Genomic DNA, 16734 nt, shown 5'->3' with positions numbered 1-16734 from the left:
TGGCAACTAGGGGGGAATATTTTGAAACTCTATTCTTCAAGAGCAACGAGTTGTTGTTTGATTGTTTTTATCCGTCTTTTAAGTTCTTGTCCCACGTCAGTGTCTTTGATCAGCTTTCTTTGACTGGCACGGTCTACCAGCCGTCTGATTAATGTCTGTGGTTTGCTGCCATTGTTTTCTCCCTTTTGGTGGGTCACTAATTGCATACCGAAAGAGTTTGATATCAGTGTATAACCGCTGATTCCAGTGGTCTTCTGATAAGCCTTTGAAAAACCTCCATCAATCACTATTAACTTTCCGTTGGCCTTGATGGGATTTTCTCCCCTAATGTCTTTTACCGGTGTATGCCCATTGATAATGTGGGAATCTTTACTTGATAAGTTGAATTCTTCTAAAATTCTTTCACATACCGTCCGCTCATTTCTTAATTCGTAATAGGCGTTTTTATCTTCAAAGTGGGTTGCTTTATCAGCAATAAAATATCTTTCAAAGGTTGTCATTTCTTTTTTTCCAAACAGTGAGGAATACTCGCCGACCCATAGATACCAAAGCATATCCGTGGAAAAATCTGTTTCTTTTTCTGGATTGGCGCAACATAGCCGAACGTGTTTTTCGTAAAAATCAATGAGTTTTTTCCCCCATAGCTTTTCTCCCTGTAGAGTAATCGATTGAAAAGAGCCGTCAGGGTGCAATGGGAGGCAGCCGTGAATTAACAAGTTGCCGTTGTAGCAAAGGTACATACTGCCTTTATCTAAAAGAAACTGGACGTGTTTTTGCAGTTTTTTTGATTGGTTAAAGGACGTTCTCAAAGATGTAAGTAATTCTAATTCTTCTGTTGTCAGAAGATCAGGTTGTTTAGAGCAGATAGTTTGAAAACAAGTATTTTCTAATGGATAGATTTCTCCATTTTTTTCAATAATCAACTGATCAAAGTCAATGGTATTGAAAAGCAGTCGGTGCTCCATTTGAAATTCCGGGCGTCGTTTAATCAACTGATGTTCCAGCTTAAATTGAATGATAGCTGTTGCTTGCTGAATCCGGTTCATCAAGCTCTTTTGTTGGGCTGATAATGTGGATTCTTCATCTGTTATCGGTGAGAACGCTGGATTGTCTTTATAATAAGTCGATGCAAAATGATAGAGCGGGTTCAAATTAATACCATAAGCTTTTTCTAAAATATTCAAGTGACCATACCGCGCGCAAATACGGATGATATTCATCATGCATATATTGGAGCCTCTGGCAGCTCCCATCCAGGTGATGTCATGATTGCCCCACTGGATATCTAAAGAGTGATAGCTTTGGAGGAAATCGATGATTTTATCGGGTTCAGGCCCTCTATCATAGATGTCTCCGATAATATGCAAATGGTCAATGGTAATATTTTGAATAATCGTGCTTAATTCGATAATGATTTCTTCGGCTGCATTTTCTTTTACAATTTTTTTGCTGATATTTTTTGATACTTCCAGTTTTGAGAACAAAAGATTATTAAGGATGTCTTTATGATTTGAAGCTAAGGAAATAATTTTTTCTTTAGTGTATTTCCCGCTCAAAAATCTGGTCAGATAGACTAAACGATCAACAGTCAGATAGAGCCATTCTTCAGTTTCTTTTTTTTGTTCTCTGATTGATTTTAAAAATGCCGTTGGTGCGATGATCAAAGCTTCAAGATCGGTTTGCTCCTTTTCATCTAATTGATTAAAAAAACAATAATGAATTTTTTCTTTAATTCTGCCTGCACCGCTGCGAATGACGGTAGAAAAATACTGATATTCGCCATGCAAATCACTCATAAAATATTCTGTCCCTTTAGGAAGCTCAAGAACAGCTTCTAAATGAGCTAACTCCTCAGTTAAATAATGGACAGGATTTTCAATATCAATCTTCATTTTATCGACTCTCTTTCAACTATACCTAATTCAAAAGGTAGGATAATAAACTATGTTTTAAGTCATTTTATTCGACTATACCATTTTTTGTATTTAAATCAAGTCTAATATTTAATTGCTTCCAGTTCGAGTCTTTCGTATAATGATAAAGCGACAAATGATGAAAGGGTGAATATTTTGCTTAATCCAATGATGCGTCGACCTGTAGTCAAACAAGAAATAGTCGATTTTATGAGGCAAAAACAAAAACAATTGACAGGAACTTTGGGGACGATCCAAAAGGAAGCTAATCAGCGTAACGTACCAATCATTCCTCATGAGACAGTTGTTTTTTTGCAATTTCTGTTTCACCAAATTAAGCCGAAAGAAATTTTGGAAATTGGTACGGCTATTGGTTTTTCCGCTGGTCTGATGGCGCAGTCGGCTCCGGAAGATGCACATATAACTACCATCGATCGTTTTGATGTGATGATCAAAGAGGCAAAAATTAATTTTAAACGTCTAGGTTTGGAAGAAAAAGTGACACTTTTGGAAGGAGATGCAGTAGATATCCTGCCAACATTAGAAGGACCTTATGACTTTATTTTCATGGACAGCGCAAAGTCCAAATATATTGATTTTTTACCTGAGTGTCTAAGACTCTTGAAAAAAGGCGGTATCGTCATGATTGACGACGTTTTACAAGCTGGTACCGTTTTGCATCCTATTGAAGAAATTCCCCGGGGACAGCGGGGGATTCACCGGAAATTAAATTTGTTGTTTGACAAAGTTTTAAACCATGAAGAGTTGACTACCAGTATTCTTCCTCTCGGAGACGGTGTACTTTTAGTAACAAAAGAACAGGATGAAGTAGAACTTTAGATATCCTTTTGATGTGACGAATAAAAAAAGATTTTTTCCGATTGATGCTCGAAAAATCTTTATATAATTTTTTTGTTTCAAAAAAACGTATGTGCTATAAAAAGCGGTTTGTGAGCGTTTTCTTTGCTTTTTTAAATAAAATTAACTAAAATAAAGGCACCAAGGATGTTATATTATCCTTGATGCCTTTATGTGTTTAACAGACGTCACAGGAGGGATTCGAACCCCCGACCGTTCGCTTAGAAGGCGAATGCTCTATCCAGCTGAGCTACTGTGACAAAATTGAACAACAAAGATTATTATAGTGAATCTAGTTAACTATGTCAACTGTTTTTAGGTTCTTCTTCAAAAGTTTAGCTGCTTAAGATTAAATAAGCTGTCTTATTTTCTTTCTTAGTGTAAAAAATAAATTTTTTCGCGGTCTCAGCAGACAAAATGATGATATAAATGGACAAATTTTGAAAAAATAGATACACTAGAAATTGTTCTTAACAATATTTGGGGATGTTGAGGGGAAAACATCATAAGGGAAAGGGAAGAGGAAAACTACACATGGAAGGAAAAATTGATCCACGGGTTTTAAAAACGCGAAGAAAATTGAAGGCCGCCTTTCTTAAACTGTTATCTGTTCAATCGCTGAGTAATTTTAATATTAAGGACTTGACACAGACGGCAGAGGTGACCAGGGGAACGTTTTATTTGCACTACAAAGACAAGGATACGTTTGTCACGGCGATGATGGAGCAGTTAGTATCCGAGTTGTTTGCAGCAACGATGATTGAGAAAGAAGAACAGGATACGAAATACTTCTCGCTGAATCGCATGCTGGAGTTTGTGGAAGCACATCCGGAATTTTTTGATGCTTTGTTGAAAGACGAAGATGCTTTTGATTACAGGCAGTTATTAGAATATTCTTTGATGAAATGCATCGATGAATATAAGGAAAATGCCGGGATCACTGATGGCAAAATTCCAAAAGAAATTTTGCTCAACTATCTGATGTATACATTGTTGGGATATGTGGATGGTTGGATTTCTCAAGGAAAAATTTATGCGACCCATTATATGGCAGGAAATTTAAAAAAGATTTTAATGTCTGAATTTATTGAAGATGTAGGATTGACAGAATTTTTTGTCGTCGAAAGATAGTTACGTTTATTTAGAGAAGTTAGTTGACCTAGCTTCTCTTTTTTGATACAATTTTAATGTTGTAATTGTGGGCACCACAACTACAACCGCACAGAATGAGTAAAAGTATTATTTCTTTAGAAATGATCACTTACGATGGCGAGTCTAAGTTTAATTATAAGGAGGTGCTTTACAAGCATGTATGCAATTGTAAAAACGGGCGGAAAACAACTTAAAGTTGAGGTTGGCCAAGCAGTATACGTTGAAAAAATGGACGCAGCAGTTGGAGAAAAAGTTGTTTTTGACGAAGTTATCCTAGTCGGTGGAGAAGAAACTAAAGTTGGAGCTCCATTTGTAGACGGTGCAACTGTTGAAGGAACTGTTGAAAAACAAGGCAAACAAAAGAAAGTCGTGACTTTCAAGTATAAACCAAAGAAACACAGCCATCGTAAACAAGGACATCGTCAACCATACACTAAAGTGATGATTGAAGCGATCAACGCATAATTCATTTTCGAAAAGAGGGTGTCTCATGATTAAAGGTTTCTTTAAACGTGACAGAGCAGAAAACATCATTCACTCCTTCGAGCTTTCAGGTCATGCTGGAGCCGGGGACAAAGGAGAAGATATCGTATGTGCAGCAGTTTCAGCACTGGCGTTCTCCACCGTGAACGGGATAGCTGTTCTATCAAAGGTTGAGCCTCTAGTAGATATCGACAATGAAAATGAAGGGTATTTATATGTGACATTGAAAGAAGATTTATCAGAAAAAGAGCTTGCGGTTTCCCAAGTTCTGTTGGAAAATCTTTTACTTGGCTTACAGGATGTAGCAGAAGAGTATCCTCGATTTGTAAAGATCGAGGTCAGCATGATATAGGATTCGGAGGTGCGATGACATGTTAAAAATGAATTTACAATTTTTTGCGACTAAAAAGGGTGGCGGTTCAACTGCTAACGGACGTGATTCACAGTCCAAACGCTTGGGCGCTAAAAGCGCTGATGGGCAAACTGTAACAGGTGGCTCTATTCTTTATCGTCAGCGTGGAACTAAAGTTTATCCGGGAGCAAATGTTGGGCGCGGAGGCGACGACACACTATACGCTAAAATCGATGGTGTGGTTCGTTTCGAGAGAAAAGGACGAGATAAAAAACAAGTATCCGTCTATCCGGTAGCGCAATAATAACCATAACAAAACTAAAGTTTCGGAGGCTGACCCATAAGTCTCAAAAATAGTAAAAAGGAAACCAAAATCCATAAAAAGATTTTGGTTTCCTTATTTTTTTGTCTATTTAAGAAGTTTGTCTGCTGATAGACAGCTAACTTTCTCAGATTAACTGCCATAAATGCGAAACCTAACTCATTTTTTACTTTGTTCTTGCTTCTTACGGAGAATCGTGTGAAGCCCAAATTCGCCTTCAGATTTCCGAAGGCTGGTTCTACATCTATTTTTCTTTGACCATATAATTTACCTGTGCATTCGTCATTCAGAAGTGTCTGGATGTAAGCTTTAAAATAATCCCAATTACCATTTTTTTGAATCATTCTATTGCGTCCCGACTTAGCTTTTGTGCACTGAGAGCGAACAGGACAGGCTTCGCAAGAGAGACATTCGTACATTTTCAATTGCCGTTGGTATCCATAGTTATCTGTACGAATGGCATAACGTTTAAACGGGACTTCACGGTCAATGGGACATAAATAGGTGTCTCTTAACTCATCATACCGCCAATTCAAAGGATTAAAACGATTCTTTTTAAAGCTTTTCTTTTTCTCTTTGCGGTACATCCCATACGTAATCAAAGGAACTTTTTCAAAGTCATCTATAATTGTTTCGTAGTTTTCCTCACTGCCATAACCGGCATCCGCCACGATATAGTCTGGTAAATCAAAATAGGTATTTTCTATTGTCCGTAAAAATGGGACTAAAGTTCTCGTATCCGTAGGATTCGGAAAGACATCATAGGCTAAGACATATTGTTGATTGGTCGCAATTTGTATATTGTAACCTGCTTTAAGCTGCCCGTTCCGCATGTGATCTTCTTTCATCCTCATAAATGTGGCATCGTGATCTGTTTTGGAGTAACTATTTCTCTCACCTAGAATAGTTTTTTGGCGGCTATACCGAGACTGGCGCTCTTTAAAATCAGAGAATTGTTCCAGAGCTTTCTTAGGTATCTTTCGTTGAGAGCGTAGGTGTTTCCGCTCTTCAGTACAATTAGAGGTATCAATTTCTTGCGTAAAATGTTTTACGCTTGTTTCTAATGCAGTGATGATTTTGGAAAAGTCCTCTTCTGAAAGGTCTTTATCTTCATCGCAAATAGAAGGAATGATTTTTTCCTTCACAAGTTGATGGTAGATCTCTTTTGATTTTTCAGTCAGTTTGGCCTCATAGTTTTGTAAGCTCTTTTTCCAGACAAATGTGTATTTATTGGCGTTGGCTTCTATCTTGGTACCATCAATGAAAATGGCGTCTGTTTCGATAAGGTTCTGAGAAACCAAGAGGTTTCGGAATTGAATAAAACATTCTTCTAATAAGACTTGCACATGAGGATGCACACGAAAACGATTAATCGTTCTGAAATTGGGTTGCTGCGATTGTGTCAACCATCGCGCACGAATGCTGTCTTTAGCTAGCTCTTCAATCCTTCTGCCAGAAAAAATAGACTGTGTGTAACCGCACAGGATCAACTTCAACATCATTTTAGGATGATAAGAAGTTGCTCCCATCTGATGGTCAAAAGCCGTGAACGCTTTTTCTGGTATACTTTCCACCAGATTATTAATCGCAAAAGCAATGTCATCTTTTTCCAAATAAATTTCTAAATCTAATGATAAGGTGACCTGATTCATGTTATAATCTTTATACATAGATAGCACTCCCTTTTGATTATGGTTGGTACTTTAATTATACAAGGAAGTGCTATTTTTATCGCTAAAAAAAGGAACAAAATCATAAAAAGATTTCGTTCCTTTTTTGTTTTAAATGAGGACTTATGGGTCAGCCTCTTTTTTTGTTGGAATACCGGCTATTAAAGGGTCCTAGAGCGATGGATACCTGATTATTTTTTACCTTTAGCATAGTTCTTTTTCGCTAAAAGTATTTTTCCAAATGTTCAGCAAAAATCTTTTGTGTCACAAGTTCTCTCAGATACGGCTGGGCAACTGCTTCCGGTAAAATAAACCAAGCCGGATGATACCCTCTGCCGCTGGTAGGGAAACCTATGTCTTTGTCGCTATCCCCATCATATCTGATAGCATAGGCTTCATTTCCTTTCCACTTTACCTTGGCGAAAGAATAACCTTTGCCAGTCAGTGTGCCGTCTTCAATGATCGTTATTACTTCCAGTTTTTCTTTTGGACTATTGACTTCCTGTGGTTTTACCATCAGATCAACTCCTATTTTTTATCTAGACTTATTCTACACTGCCAAACAGATGATTAAAAATGAGACTTCCACTTAAAAAAACAAAATTTGTTAAAAACTATCACTCAGAGGTTTTCAAGTGTTTGGGATTAAAATATTCACTTTTTAAAAGGGAATACAGTGCTTGATCTAAAAATCCGCGTTCATCTTTATGATTTTGTCTGAGGACACCTTCTTTTTTCATGCCGAGCTTTTCGTACAGTCTGATGGCGTTGTGATTGTTTGTGTAAACGTCCAGCCAGAATTTGTTCATCTTCAAATCTTCAAAGGCATATTGAAGCATGGCTTCAAAGACTTCGGTTCCATAACCTTGCTTTTTTTGACCAATCGCAATTCTTCTTAATTCAAATTTTTCCGATGTTTCGTCCAAAGCGAAAATTAGAAATCCGATGGTCTCACCGTTTCTTTTTGTATTGATGAGACAGATGCCCACTGTGGGGTCATTGATTTCTGCCAGATGTTCTTCCTTCGTTCCCCTAAAAATAAAATCCCGATTATCGGCGGCGTGTTCGATCGCAAGAATAGTGTCGATGTCCGCTTTGGAAGCCGGAACGATAATCAATCGGCCTGTTTCAATCATATTTTTGCTGCCTCCTGTACGTAGAAATATCATAATAAAATTGATGTTTTTAAAATAAGATATCCTGATATAAAAAAACAGCATCTACACAGCCGTCTGTTGGCGCCTGCTATTTCTATGTTTTCTGGAGATGTTTTATCACAGGGGTGACCAAGTCTTTATTGATACCCTTCAATAGGACATATTTTTTATGGAAATGTTCTTTGGGCAATTCTGTGTAGAAAACATTGTGTACGACAGGTATCGTTCCCAAAACAAAGTCCTCTACTGCAACTACCTCCCTTATCGTAGCCAATAAAAAGTCGTTGATTTGTTCTTTGACAGGATTCGCTTCGAAAATCATTCCCCGTTGAAGAAGAGTCGTGAGTTTTTTCAATAACTCCAGATAGTGCTGGTAGTCTTTTTTCGACATGACATAATCTCCCTCTTTGGCGAAGTTGATACTGCCCTCATACCAGTAGCAATCCACTAGGTAGAAATAATTATAATAAAGTTTGTTGTTTTTCAGAAGGTTGTAGCTTCTTCTTATCTGCTTAGTTGTTCGATCCATTAAAGAATAACTGTTTGTCCTTTCCACAAAATGATGAAGATGGAAAACATCGTCTTCTCTCGTGACGGAGATTTCATCCACTAAAGCGATAAAATCAGTAATGAACTGGATGCTTTCAGTGATAGTATTCGGATTTACTGTGCCATTAAGCAGCCTAAATTCAACAGTGTCGGGGTTTAAAAAGTTAATTGCGTTATAGCGGTTTTTCACTTCGTAATTGTCAAAAAATAAATTGCTGAAATCTACGAAGGAATCTCCGGTCTTTAATAATGAAGTAATATTATGTTCATGTCTTCTCAGTGTTTTTTCGTTCATCATGAAAAACTCCGTAGAAACATAACGGTTTTGCAGCCGGACTATCTTTCTTCGCGAGAGCTCCAGCCAAAGGGGATAAGAAATCGAAAACAGCTTTAAGATAAGATTCCTTTCCCTCAATGTATGATTGAATCCTGCGTGTATATGAAAGCCGGTGTCGTTGGATGCCACGAGGCCTAAATTTTTCAGTTCCTTTGTGATTGCGTGAAAGTTGAACATTTTCCTGATGTATGCGATGCTCATCGGGTTCGAGACGATTTCGATCCCATTTCTGACAGAGTTATCGACCATGATGTGAAAGTGAGGTCCAGAGGCGTTTAAGAGTGATAAGATGTTCCTGCAAATGGCTGTGTTGTCAAGATGCCTATTATTTTTGGTAGATACAACGTTAAATTCAAACTCAAGTCCAAAAAATCGGATATCATCTTTATTTTCACTCGGAAGAGATAGACGTTCCCATGTCTTGGGTCTGAAAACATGATCTTTGATCAATACATCATGATCAGCGATTTCTTGAAGAGCTGTTTCTTTTCTGCTGATAGGGTGAAAAATCATCGAGTTCAATTCTGTTCAACCTCCTTTAGTTAAGTATACAACCTAAAGCTGTATTTTTCATGCCATAAGGTACATTTTATTATCGGTCTATTGGCAAAATGAAATTTTATTCTAACTTAATTTGACAAATGGCATAAGTATTAAAAAGGTTCATTTGTTGCAGAGAAAAATACAGAGAAAGATTTTTCGGCTATCTGTTTTATTTGCAAAACGGATTTTTATTAAATCATGATCTCTAATAGTTTCTATATGGATAATAATAACAAAATATATGTTAAACGTAAATTTTCACGACTCCTTAAAAAGAGTGTTTTGTAGCATATTGTATTACGGGATGATAAAATATAAATCAGATATTAGTTGATTTAAATAACAGATATATAACAAAGGTATCTGTGAGCAGTAAAGTGTAAGAAGATTGATGGGAAATTTTAAGCAGATTTGTTATAATAGCCATAATTAATGCTTAGTTGGGAAAACAATTGCCGATAATTGAAAGAGGGAGAAGATGAAAAGATCTGATAGAGTTTATACGTTTGTGGTAGAACGAACGAGTCATCTGACAGCGGCTGATTTTGAAAAATCTAAAGGAGTGACCACAGAAGATGTAGTCAAAGCATTAAATATTCAACGTCCGAACGCCAGCCGTGATTTAAATGAACTGGTTAGGGAAGGGCTCGTTATAAAAAGCAGCGGCAGACCGGTAAGGTATATGGCTAATTTCTCGGCAGAAATGATTATGTCCAACGATAATAAGTATGAACTTGAAATGAAGCACAGTGTTTTTGACTCATTAATCGGTGCCTCTCAAAGTTTAAAGATTTCCGTAGAACAAGCAAAAGCGGCAGTCTTGTATCCGCCTAAAGGGTTAAATTGTTTGATTACAGGTGCCACAGGTTCCGGAAAATCATATTTTGCGAAATTAATGTTTGAATTTGCTCAAGAGAACAAGTTGATCGGCTATGATAAAGAGCTGGTTATTTTTAATTGTGCCGACTATTCCCACAATACTGAATTGCTGATGAGCCATTTGTTTGGTTATGCAAAAGGTGCGTTTACCGGTGCTGAACAAGACAAAGAAGGTCTGATTTGCGAAGCGGATAACAGTATGCTGTTTCTGGATGAGGTCCATCGTCTGCCACCGGAAGGGCAAGAAATGATTTTTTACTTCATGGATCACGGTACGTATAATCGGTTAGGTGAGACGACCAAAAACCGTCAAGCGAATGTGAGGATTATTTGTGCTACGACCGAAGAGCCCGCATCTGCACTCCTGAATACATTTATCCGCCGCATACCAATCAATATTCAATTGCCCCATTTCAATCAAAGAACGCCCCGGGAAAAAATCGATTTGACACTCCGGATGTTTGCCATCGAGGCCGAGCGCATCCAGCGGGATATCATCTTGACAGCGGATGTGGTCAAGGCGATTATCGGCAGTGTTACTTTCGGTAATGTAGGACAGCTGAAATCCCATGTCCAACTGGTTTGTGCCCGCGGATTTCTGAATCATTTAGGCGAAGAACATTTGATTATTGATGTGGACGGATTACCTACGGAGTTGAAAAAAGGTTTGACTGAAGCAGTGACCAACCGGCAGACTTCCATGGAACTGGCCCAACTCCTGGAACCTAAGATGATTATTTCGCCCAATCAGGTGGACTTGTCAAAAACTCCTGATGCATACGAATTGCCCTACGATTTGTACGAATGGATTGGAGAAAAAGCCACTGTTTTAAAAGCAGAGGGCATCCCGCAAGAAAAAATCATCGGCTTTGTCATGGAAGACATTCAGAGTCACTTGAGTCAATTCTATAAAAACCATGGACTGACCTTAGGAGCTGAGAGCAACTTAGTAGAATTGGTTGACCCTGAACTAATCGAATTGACAAAGAAAATCCGTGAAATTGCCATTGAGGAGCTTCAGTATGATTTTCAAGTGAATTTTATTTATGCTTTAAGTCTTCATATCAGCGCCTATTTGCGGCGGGCGGAAAATGGCTCTCAGGAATTTCTGGAAAGCAACGAAAGTATTAAAGAAATTGTGAGGAAATGTCCTAAAGAGTATCAAGTAGCTTTGACAATCAAAGAATTGCTTGCTGAAAAATATCAGGTGGAATTACCGGTAGAGGAAACAGATTATTTGACGTTGCTGATTGTCTCTCTGAAAGAAGATAAGAGTGCACAGCAAATAGGCATCGTTGTCGCTGCCCATGGCGAGAGTACGGCTTCCAGCATGGCTCAAGTTGCAGTGCAGCTTTTTGGCAATGAAAATATAGCCGCTGTCGATATGCCAGTGGATATGCCGCCGAAAGAAGCCTTGGAATTAATGGTTGCTGCAGCGGAGGAAGTTCGTTCCAAAAATGGTATTTTATTATTGGTTGATATGGGTTCTCTCTTCGCTTTTGAAGAAGAGATTATCCAAAGAACGGGCTTAAAAGTGCGGACGATCGATATGGTCACCACAGCTCTCGTATTAGAAGCCGCTAGAAAAACCAAGCTGATTGATACAGACTTAAATCGCTTGTTTGATTCCTTGAAAAATTTTTACGGCTACAGTCAGGTCAAACGGGTAGAAAGCTCAGCCATCGCTGATAAGCAGCCGATGTCAGACAAACCTAAAGCAATCGTTGCTATTTGTGCTTCCGGCAAAGGAGCCGCTGAGCGGATGAAATCATTGATCAGCGAACAGCTGGGAGATTATTATCGAGAAAATTTGAAAATTATACCGATTTCTGTGATTAATATGCTGGAAACTTTGAATAGTATTCGTGAAGACTATGAGTTGATTGCAATCACAGGACTGGTAGATCCGGAAATTAATGTTCCCTATTTTTCTATGGAGGCACTACTGTCCGGCAAAGCAGTAGAAGATTTACAGGACTTGCTGCTGACTGAAACTGTCGAAACAACACCTGTGGAAATTGATGAATCAGAAGCACGCAGACTGTGCCGCGAAGGACTTGAAAATTATTTTACATTTATCAATCCAGCTAAAGTGTTTGATCCGCTGTGGGATTTCACAGATAGAGTCAGCGGATGTTTCACCCCTAAAGCCAGTCACAGCTTCTATGTGAATGTGGTCATGCATATGGCAGGGGTACTAGAACGTGCAGTAAGGCATGAAAGTCTAAGTGCGGAAACGGAGCAAATCAATGCTGAAAAAGATTCGGAATTATATGATGTGGTTGTGAGAGAAATCCGTCAGCTGGAAGAAATTTTTTCACTTACATTTTCTGAAGAAGAAATATTTTATACAATTCAAAATATAAAAAACACACTAGCAAAATCTAGTGTATCGACAAAAACAACACACTGACCAGTGTGTTGTTTTTGTTTTTAAGTGTTGATGTTTTAGGGTTTAAGGGCAACACACTAAAGTTGGAACGATAGTTGCTTATATTAAGGTGGTACTAGTTAACTTAAAGTTCAAAGCAAAAGCAGGTGATAAAATGCAAGTTCAATTAGCTCGGATCGATGATCGGTTGATCCATGGACAGGTCGCTACTGTTTGGGTGAAGATGCTCAACGTGGAACGGATTTTAGTCGTCAGCCGGGAAGTGACGCTCAATCCTATGCGCAAGACCATGTTGATGCAGGCAGCACCGCCTGGAATCAAAGTTCATGTGATCACACCCGAAAAGTTAGTTGAAAGTTTCAATCATCCGTTATTCATGAATGTCAAAGTCATGTTGTTGTTCACCAATCCGCTGGAAGTCGTCCAAGTTGTCAAAGGAGGGGTTGTCCTGTCATCTGTTAACGTAGGGGGGATGAGTTATACAATCGGTAAAAAAATGGTTTCTAATTTTGTCGCAGTAGATGAGAAGGATGTGGATGCATTTTATTATTTATCGGGCAAAGGTATTGAGATAGAGACTCGAAAAGTTATTGCCGACAACAAACAAGATTTAATGGAACTGATTCGCAAAAAGAAATTATTTTGATTTATTAAAATTTTAACGATGCAGTGCTAAAAAACTTTAAGTTAAGTATGCTAAGAAAATTGTAGGAGGGAGAAAGAATGGTAGGGATTATTCTAGCGAGCCATGGAGAATTTGCTGAAGGTATTTTACAATCCGGCACGATGATCTTTGGGGAACAAGAAAAAGTAGCAGCTGTAACATTAATGCCTAGTGAGGGTCCTGAAGATTTAAGGAAGAAAATCGAAGATGCCATCGCGTCATTTGGAGAAGATAGCCAAGTGCTGTTTTTAGTTGATATGTGGGGAGGAACACCATTTAATCAAGCCAACCATGTTTTAAGCGGCAATGAAGACAAGTGGGCAGTGGTCAGCGGTCTGAATTTGCCAATGCTGATTGAGACGTTTGCTTCTCGTTTATCCATGGAATCTGCACATGAGATTGCTACTCATATCATTGACGTGGCAAAAGATGGCGTGAAAGTCAAACCGGAATCACTGGAACCGGAAACACCAACAGCAGCTGTTGTGGCAGATTCACAACCTAAAGGGGCGCTACCGCCAGGAACAGTGGTGGGCGATGGACAACTGAAAATCGTTTTGGCTCGTGTCGATTCACGTCTGTTGCACGGACAGGTGTCCACAGCATGGACGAAATCAGTAGGACCAAATCGTATCATTGTTGTTTCTGATGCAGTTGCCAAAGATGATATGCGGAAAAGATTAATTGAACAGGCGGCACCTCCAGGAGTTAAGGCTAATGTCATTCCAATCAGAAAAATGATTGAGATTTACAAAGATCCTCGGTTTGGGGGGACTAAAGCTTTGCTGCTATTTGAAAACCCGCAAGACGTTATGACAGTAGTCGAAGGCGGTGTGGATATTAAGGAAGTCAACGTTGGTTCAATGGCTCACTCAGTAGGAAAAGTAGTGGTGAGCAAAGTGTTATCCATGGGCGATGAAGACGTGGAATCGTTCGAAAAAATGAAGGCTAAAGGTATTACGTTTGATGTGCGTAAAGTACCAAATGATGCTAAAGATAACATGGATGAGATTCTTAATAAAGCAAAAACTGAATTGGCTAGTGCTAAATAACACAATACATTCAATAATAATAGGAGGTTTATCATGAATATAGTATCAATAATTCTAGTCATATTTGTGGCTTTTTTAGCTGGTATGGAAGGTATTTTGGATGAATTTCAATTCCATCAGCCGTTAGTCGCTTGTACTCTAGTTGGTTTAGTTACCGGACATTTGGAAGCAGGAATTGTTCTTGGCGGTTCACTTCAGATGATCGCTCTGGGATGGGCAAACATCGGGGCGGCTGTTGCGCCGGACGCAGCCTTGGCATCAGTGGCATCAGCAATTATTTTAGTTTTAGGACTTGAAGGAAAAACAAGCTTCACACAGACAGATATTTCAACAGCGATTGCTATTGCAGTACCGCTGGCTGTCGCAGGATTGGTCTTGACAATGGTTGTTCGTACACTTGCAGTACCAGTCGTTCATATCATGGACGGTGCGGCAGAAGAAGGCAATTATAGAAAGATGGAACTTTGGCATATTATTGCAGTGGCCATGCAGGGGCTGAGAATTGCTATACCTGCCGGAGCACTATTATTTATTCCGCCAAATGTTGTTCAAGGAGCGCTAGCAGCTATGCCGTCATGGTTAGCAGATGGGATGGCTATCGGCGGGGGCATGGTAGTTGCAGTAGGGTATGCGATGGTTATCAATATGATGGCGACGAAAGAAGTTTGGCCGTTTTTTGCTATCGGATTTGTTGTAGCTGCACTTACGCAAATCACTTTGATTGGTCTAGGGGTACTAGGAGTTGCACTTGCGCTGATTTATTTGAATTTATCAAAAATGGGCGGTTCTTCAGGCGGCAATGGCAGCCACGGTGATCCGCTAGACAGCATACTCAATGATTATTAATTTTGAAGGAGGAGAATAAGAGATGGCAGAAAGAATAGAATTAACAAAAAAAGATCGGCTGTCTGTTGCATGGCGTTCTACTTTTATTCAAGGATCATGGAACTACGAACGTATGCAAAATGGCGGCTGGTGTTTCGCAATGATTCCAGCAATAAAAAAATTATATAAATCTAAAGAAGACCGTTCAGCAGCTTTGAAACGTCATATGGAATTTTTTAATACTCACCCGTATATCGCTTCACCAATTTTAGGAGTAACATTAGCACTTGAGGAAGACCGTGCAAACGGGGCACCAGTTGATGATGTTGCGATTCAAGGGGTAAAAGTAGGGATGATGGGACCGTTGGCAGGTGTCGGAGACCCTGTTTTCTGGTTTACTGTCCGACCAATGCTAGGTGCTCTAGGAGCTTCACTTGCGATGGGCGGAAGCATTCTGGGACCGATTATTTTCTTTGTGGTCTGGAACCTTATTCGTTGGGGCTTCATGTGGTATACACAAGAATTTGGATATAAAGCCGGTTCGAAAATTACTGAAGACCTTTCAGGCGGTTTGCTGCAAGATATTACTAAAGGGGCATCCATTCTGGGGATGTTCGTATTAGCGGCACTGGTACAGCGTTGGGTATCCATCAACTTCCAGCCGGTAGTTTCAAGAGTTCAGCTTGACGAAGGTGCTTTTATCGAATGGGATAAACTGGAAATGACTGGTAAAGGATTACAACAGGCTTTCGAGCAAGTAAATTCAGGTATGGCACTGTCGGAAATTAAAGTAACAACATTACAGAACAACTTGGATCAGTTGATTCCTGGTTTGGTGCCATTACTGTTGACGTTGTTGTGCATGTGGTTGCTGAAGAAGAAAGTGTCTCCGATTGTTATTATTCTAGGATTATTTGTAGTCGGGATTGTCGGACACGTTATCGGACTGCTATAATTGATTCCCATAGCCTGGACTTTGTGCCAGGCTTTTTTTATTAGCCTATTTAGCAGAAAAAGTTTATACTTTATATGACTAGATATTTTAGGAATGGGGCAGATACAATGGTACAATCGCTTAACACAAAAGTTGATTTAGTTATAGACGGGACCGCCTATACCGGACTGACTGACTATGGCAAAATTATGATTGGCGACAAAGGCTTTGAATTTTACCACGGGCGTGACACTCGAAAATTTATACAAATACCTTGGGAAGAAGTTGATTACGTTCTTGCGTCTGTGATGTTCAAGGGCAAGTGGATTCCCCGGTATGCTATCCAAACAAAGCGAAACGGTACATATACTTTTGCTTCGAAAAAGCCAAAGGATGTTCTCAGAGCCATGAGAAAATACGTCGATTCCAGTCAGATGGTACAATCTTTAGGTTTCTTCGACGTAGTCAAGCGGGGGCTGAAAGAAAAATTCAGGAAGAAATAGGCGCGGGAAGGTTAATTAAGCTATTACTTGATGATTTCTACATGTGTAGGCAAAATTTATATTGCTGTATTTTTAGACTTCAGATTCCAGGTTGACAGTGGAACTGAAGTTTTTTGAATGAATAAAAAAATTAACTTAGTAAGCAATTT

16 protein-coding genes, 1 tRNA gene and 1 other annotated feature are annotated in these 16734 nt (G+C 39.1%); of the genes, 11 read left to right on the top strand and 6 right to left on the bottom strand.

Features of this window, described 5'->3' with window-relative positions:
• Positions 1 to 29: 29 nt before the first annotated feature.
• Positions 30 to 1892, bottom strand: coding sequence for a fructose-bisphosphatase class III (locus tag AC4PHI_RS09590; protein ID WP_492199686.1), 1863 nt, complete (start codon positions 1890 to 1892; stop codon positions 30 to 32).
• A 177-nt stretch (positions 1893 to 2069) separates the two neighbouring features.
• On the opposite strand from AC4PHI_RS09590, the gene AC4PHI_RS09585 reads away from it, so the two are divergent.
• Positions 2070 to 2753 carry an O-methyltransferase gene (locus tag AC4PHI_RS09585; RefSeq protein WP_492201578.1) on the top strand — a complete coding sequence of 228 codons (684 nt, stop codon included), beginning with the start codon at positions 2070 to 2072 and terminating at the stop codon, positions 2751 to 2753.
• Between the two features lie 204 nt (positions 2754 to 2957).
• Here AC4PHI_RS09585 and AC4PHI_RS09580 read toward each other — a convergent pair.
• Positions 2958 to 3031, bottom strand: a tRNA-Arg gene (locus tag AC4PHI_RS09580).
• 274 nt (positions 3032 to 3305) lie between these two features.
• Here AC4PHI_RS09580 and AC4PHI_RS09575 point away from each other — a divergent pair.
• From AC4PHI_RS09575 to rpmA, 4 genes are all read left to right on the top strand, one after another.
• Entirely contained in the window at positions 3306 to 3902 is a 597-nt protein-coding gene (locus AC4PHI_RS09575; protein ID WP_492199685.1) for a TetR/AcrR family transcriptional regulator, read from the top strand.
• Positions 3903 to 3976: 74 nt separating this feature from the next.
• Positions 3977 to 4058 (top strand) — a sequence feature (ribosomal protein L21 leader region).
• Between the two features lie 21 nt (positions 4059 to 4079).
• Positions 4080 to 4388, top strand: a complete 309-nt coding sequence (rplU, locus tag AC4PHI_RS09570; RefSeq protein WP_492199684.1) for a 50S ribosomal protein L21 — start codon at positions 4080 to 4082, stop codon at positions 4386 to 4388.
• A 25-nt stretch (positions 4389 to 4413) separates the two neighbouring features.
• Entirely contained in the window at positions 4414 to 4758 is a 345-nt protein-coding gene (locus AC4PHI_RS09565; protein WP_492199683.1) for a ribosomal-processing cysteine protease Prp, read from the top strand.
• 19 nt (positions 4759 to 4777) lie between these two features.
• Positions 4778 to 5062 (top strand): 50S ribosomal protein L27, encoded by a 285-nt coding sequence (gene rpmA, locus AC4PHI_RS09560; protein ID WP_492199682.1) that lies wholly within the window; start codon positions 4778 to 4780, stop codon positions 5060 to 5062.
• Between the two features lie 14 nt (positions 5063 to 5076).
• On the opposite strand, the gene AC4PHI_RS09555 is transcribed toward rpmA, so the two are convergent.
• The 4 genes from AC4PHI_RS09555 to AC4PHI_RS09540 all read right to left on the bottom strand — a co-directional run bounded on the left by AC4PHI_RS09555 (position 5077) and on the right by AC4PHI_RS09540 (position 9306).
• The gene (locus AC4PHI_RS09555) at positions 5077 to 6750 is read right to left on the bottom strand and encodes an IS1182 family transposase (RefSeq protein WP_492199681.1); all 1674 of its coding nucleotides are present in this window, start codon (positions 6748 to 6750) and stop codon (positions 5077 to 5079) included.
• 223 nt (positions 6751 to 6973) lie between these two features.
• A complete protein-coding gene (locus AC4PHI_RS09550; protein ID WP_492199680.1) occupies positions 6974 to 7267 on the bottom strand; it encodes a hypothetical protein in 294 nt (97 codons plus the stop codon).
• 100 nt (positions 7268 to 7367) lie between these two features.
• Positions 7368 to 7886, bottom strand: coding sequence for a GNAT family N-acetyltransferase (locus tag AC4PHI_RS09545; protein ID WP_492199679.1), 519 nt, complete (start codon positions 7884 to 7886; stop codon positions 7368 to 7370).
• 115 nt (positions 7887 to 8001) lie between these two features.
• A complete protein-coding gene (locus AC4PHI_RS09540; RefSeq protein ID WP_492201577.1) occupies positions 8002 to 9306 on the bottom strand; it encodes an amidoligase family protein in 1305 nt (434 codons plus the stop codon).
• A gap of 508 nt (positions 9307 to 9814) precedes the next feature.
• On the opposite strand from AC4PHI_RS09540, the gene AC4PHI_RS09535 reads away from it, so the two are divergent.
• The 6 genes from AC4PHI_RS09535 (at position 9815) to AC4PHI_RS09510 (ending at position 16585) form a co-directional block, all read left to right on the top strand.
• Positions 9815 to 12628: a sigma-54-dependent transcriptional regulator gene (locus tag AC4PHI_RS09535; protein WP_492199678.1), complete on the top strand. Its 2814-nt coding sequence runs from the start codon at positions 9815 to 9817 to the stop codon at positions 12626 to 12628.
• Positions 12629 to 12761: 133 nt separating this feature from the next.
• Positions 12762 to 13253: a PTS sugar transporter subunit IIB gene (locus AC4PHI_RS09530; protein ID WP_492199677.1), complete on the top strand. Its 492-nt coding sequence runs from the start codon at positions 12762 to 12764 to the stop codon at positions 13251 to 13253.
• A 77-nt stretch (positions 13254 to 13330) separates the two neighbouring features.
• Positions 13331 to 14323: a mannose/fructose/sorbose PTS transporter subunit IIB gene (locus tag AC4PHI_RS09525; RefSeq protein ID WP_492199676.1), complete on the top strand. Its 993-nt coding sequence runs from the start codon at positions 13331 to 13333 to the stop codon at positions 14321 to 14323.
• Positions 14324 to 14356: 33 nt separating this feature from the next.
• Positions 14357 to 15169, top strand: coding sequence for a PTS mannose/fructose/sorbose transporter subunit IIC (locus AC4PHI_RS09520; RefSeq protein WP_492199675.1), 813 nt, complete (start codon positions 14357 to 14359; stop codon positions 15167 to 15169).
• 22 nt (positions 15170 to 15191) lie between these two features.
• Complete coding sequence (locus AC4PHI_RS09515; RefSeq protein WP_492199674.1) at positions 15192 to 16103, top strand: PTS system mannose/fructose/sorbose family transporter subunit IID; 912 nt, start codon at positions 15192 to 15194, stop codon at positions 16101 to 16103.
• Positions 16104 to 16210: 107 nt separating this feature from the next.
• Entirely contained in the window at positions 16211 to 16585 is a 375-nt protein-coding gene (locus AC4PHI_RS09510; RefSeq protein ID WP_492199673.1) for a DUF956 family protein, read from the top strand.
• The last annotated feature ends 149 nt before the right edge of the window (positions 16586 to 16734 follow it).

It is taken from the genome of Vagococcus sp. QWL-13 (assembly GCF_058683555.1).
The sequence above is the reverse complement of the archived record's forward strand: the minus strand, read 5'-3'. Positions and strand labels throughout refer to the sequence as shown.

Bases quoted from the DNA above. Each gene is read 5' to 3' on its own strand.
- AC4PHI_RS09590 (WP_492199686.1), bottom strand. From the start codon at position 1,892: ATGAAGATTGATATTGAAAATCCTGTCCATTATTTAACTGAGGAGTTA.
- AC4PHI_RS09575 (WP_492199685.1), top strand. From the start codon at position 3,306: ATGGAAGGAAAAATTGATCCACGGGTTTTAAAAACGCGAAGAAAATTG.
- rplU (WP_492199684.1), top strand. From the start codon at position 4,080: ATGTATGCAATTGTAAAAACGGGCGGAAAACAACTTAAAGTTGAGGTT.
- AC4PHI_RS09565 (WP_492199683.1), top strand. From the start codon at position 4,414: ATGATTAAAGGTTTCTTTAAACGTGACAGAGCAGAAAACATCATTCAC.
- rpmA (WP_492199682.1), top strand. From the start codon at position 4,778: ATGTTAAAAATGAATTTACAATTTTTTGCGACTAAAAAGGGTGGCGGT.
- AC4PHI_RS09555 (WP_492199681.1), bottom strand. From the start codon at position 6,750: ATGTATAAAGATTATAACATGAATCAGGTCACCTTATCATTAGATTTA.
- AC4PHI_RS09550 (WP_492199680.1), bottom strand. From the start codon at position 7,267: ATGGTAAAACCACAGGAAGTCAATAGTCCAAAAGAAAAACTGGAAGTA.
- AC4PHI_RS09545 (WP_492199679.1), bottom strand. From the start codon at position 7,886: ATGATTGAAACAGGCCGATTGATTATCGTTCCGGCTTCCAAAGCGGAC.
- AC4PHI_RS09540 (WP_492201577.1), bottom strand. From the start codon at position 9,306: ATGATTTTTCACCCTATCAGCAGAAAAGAAACAGCTCTTCAAGAAATC.
- AC4PHI_RS09535 (WP_492199678.1), top strand. From the start codon at position 9,815: ATGAAAAGATCTGATAGAGTTTATACGTTTGTGGTAGAACGAACGAGT.
- AC4PHI_RS09530 (WP_492199677.1), top strand. From the start codon at position 12,762: ATGCAAGTTCAATTAGCTCGGATCGATGATCGGTTGATCCATGGACAG.
- AC4PHI_RS09525 (WP_492199676.1), top strand. From the start codon at position 13,331: ATGGTAGGGATTATTCTAGCGAGCCATGGAGAATTTGCTGAAGGTATT.
- AC4PHI_RS09520 (WP_492199675.1), top strand. From the start codon at position 14,357: ATGAATATAGTATCAATAATTCTAGTCATATTTGTGGCTTTTTTAGCT.
- AC4PHI_RS09515 (WP_492199674.1), top strand. From the start codon at position 15,192: ATGGCAGAAAGAATAGAATTAACAAAAAAAGATCGGCTGTCTGTTGCA.
- AC4PHI_RS09510 (WP_492199673.1), top strand. From the start codon at position 16,211: ATGGTACAATCGCTTAACACAAAAGTTGATTTAGTTATAGACGGGACC.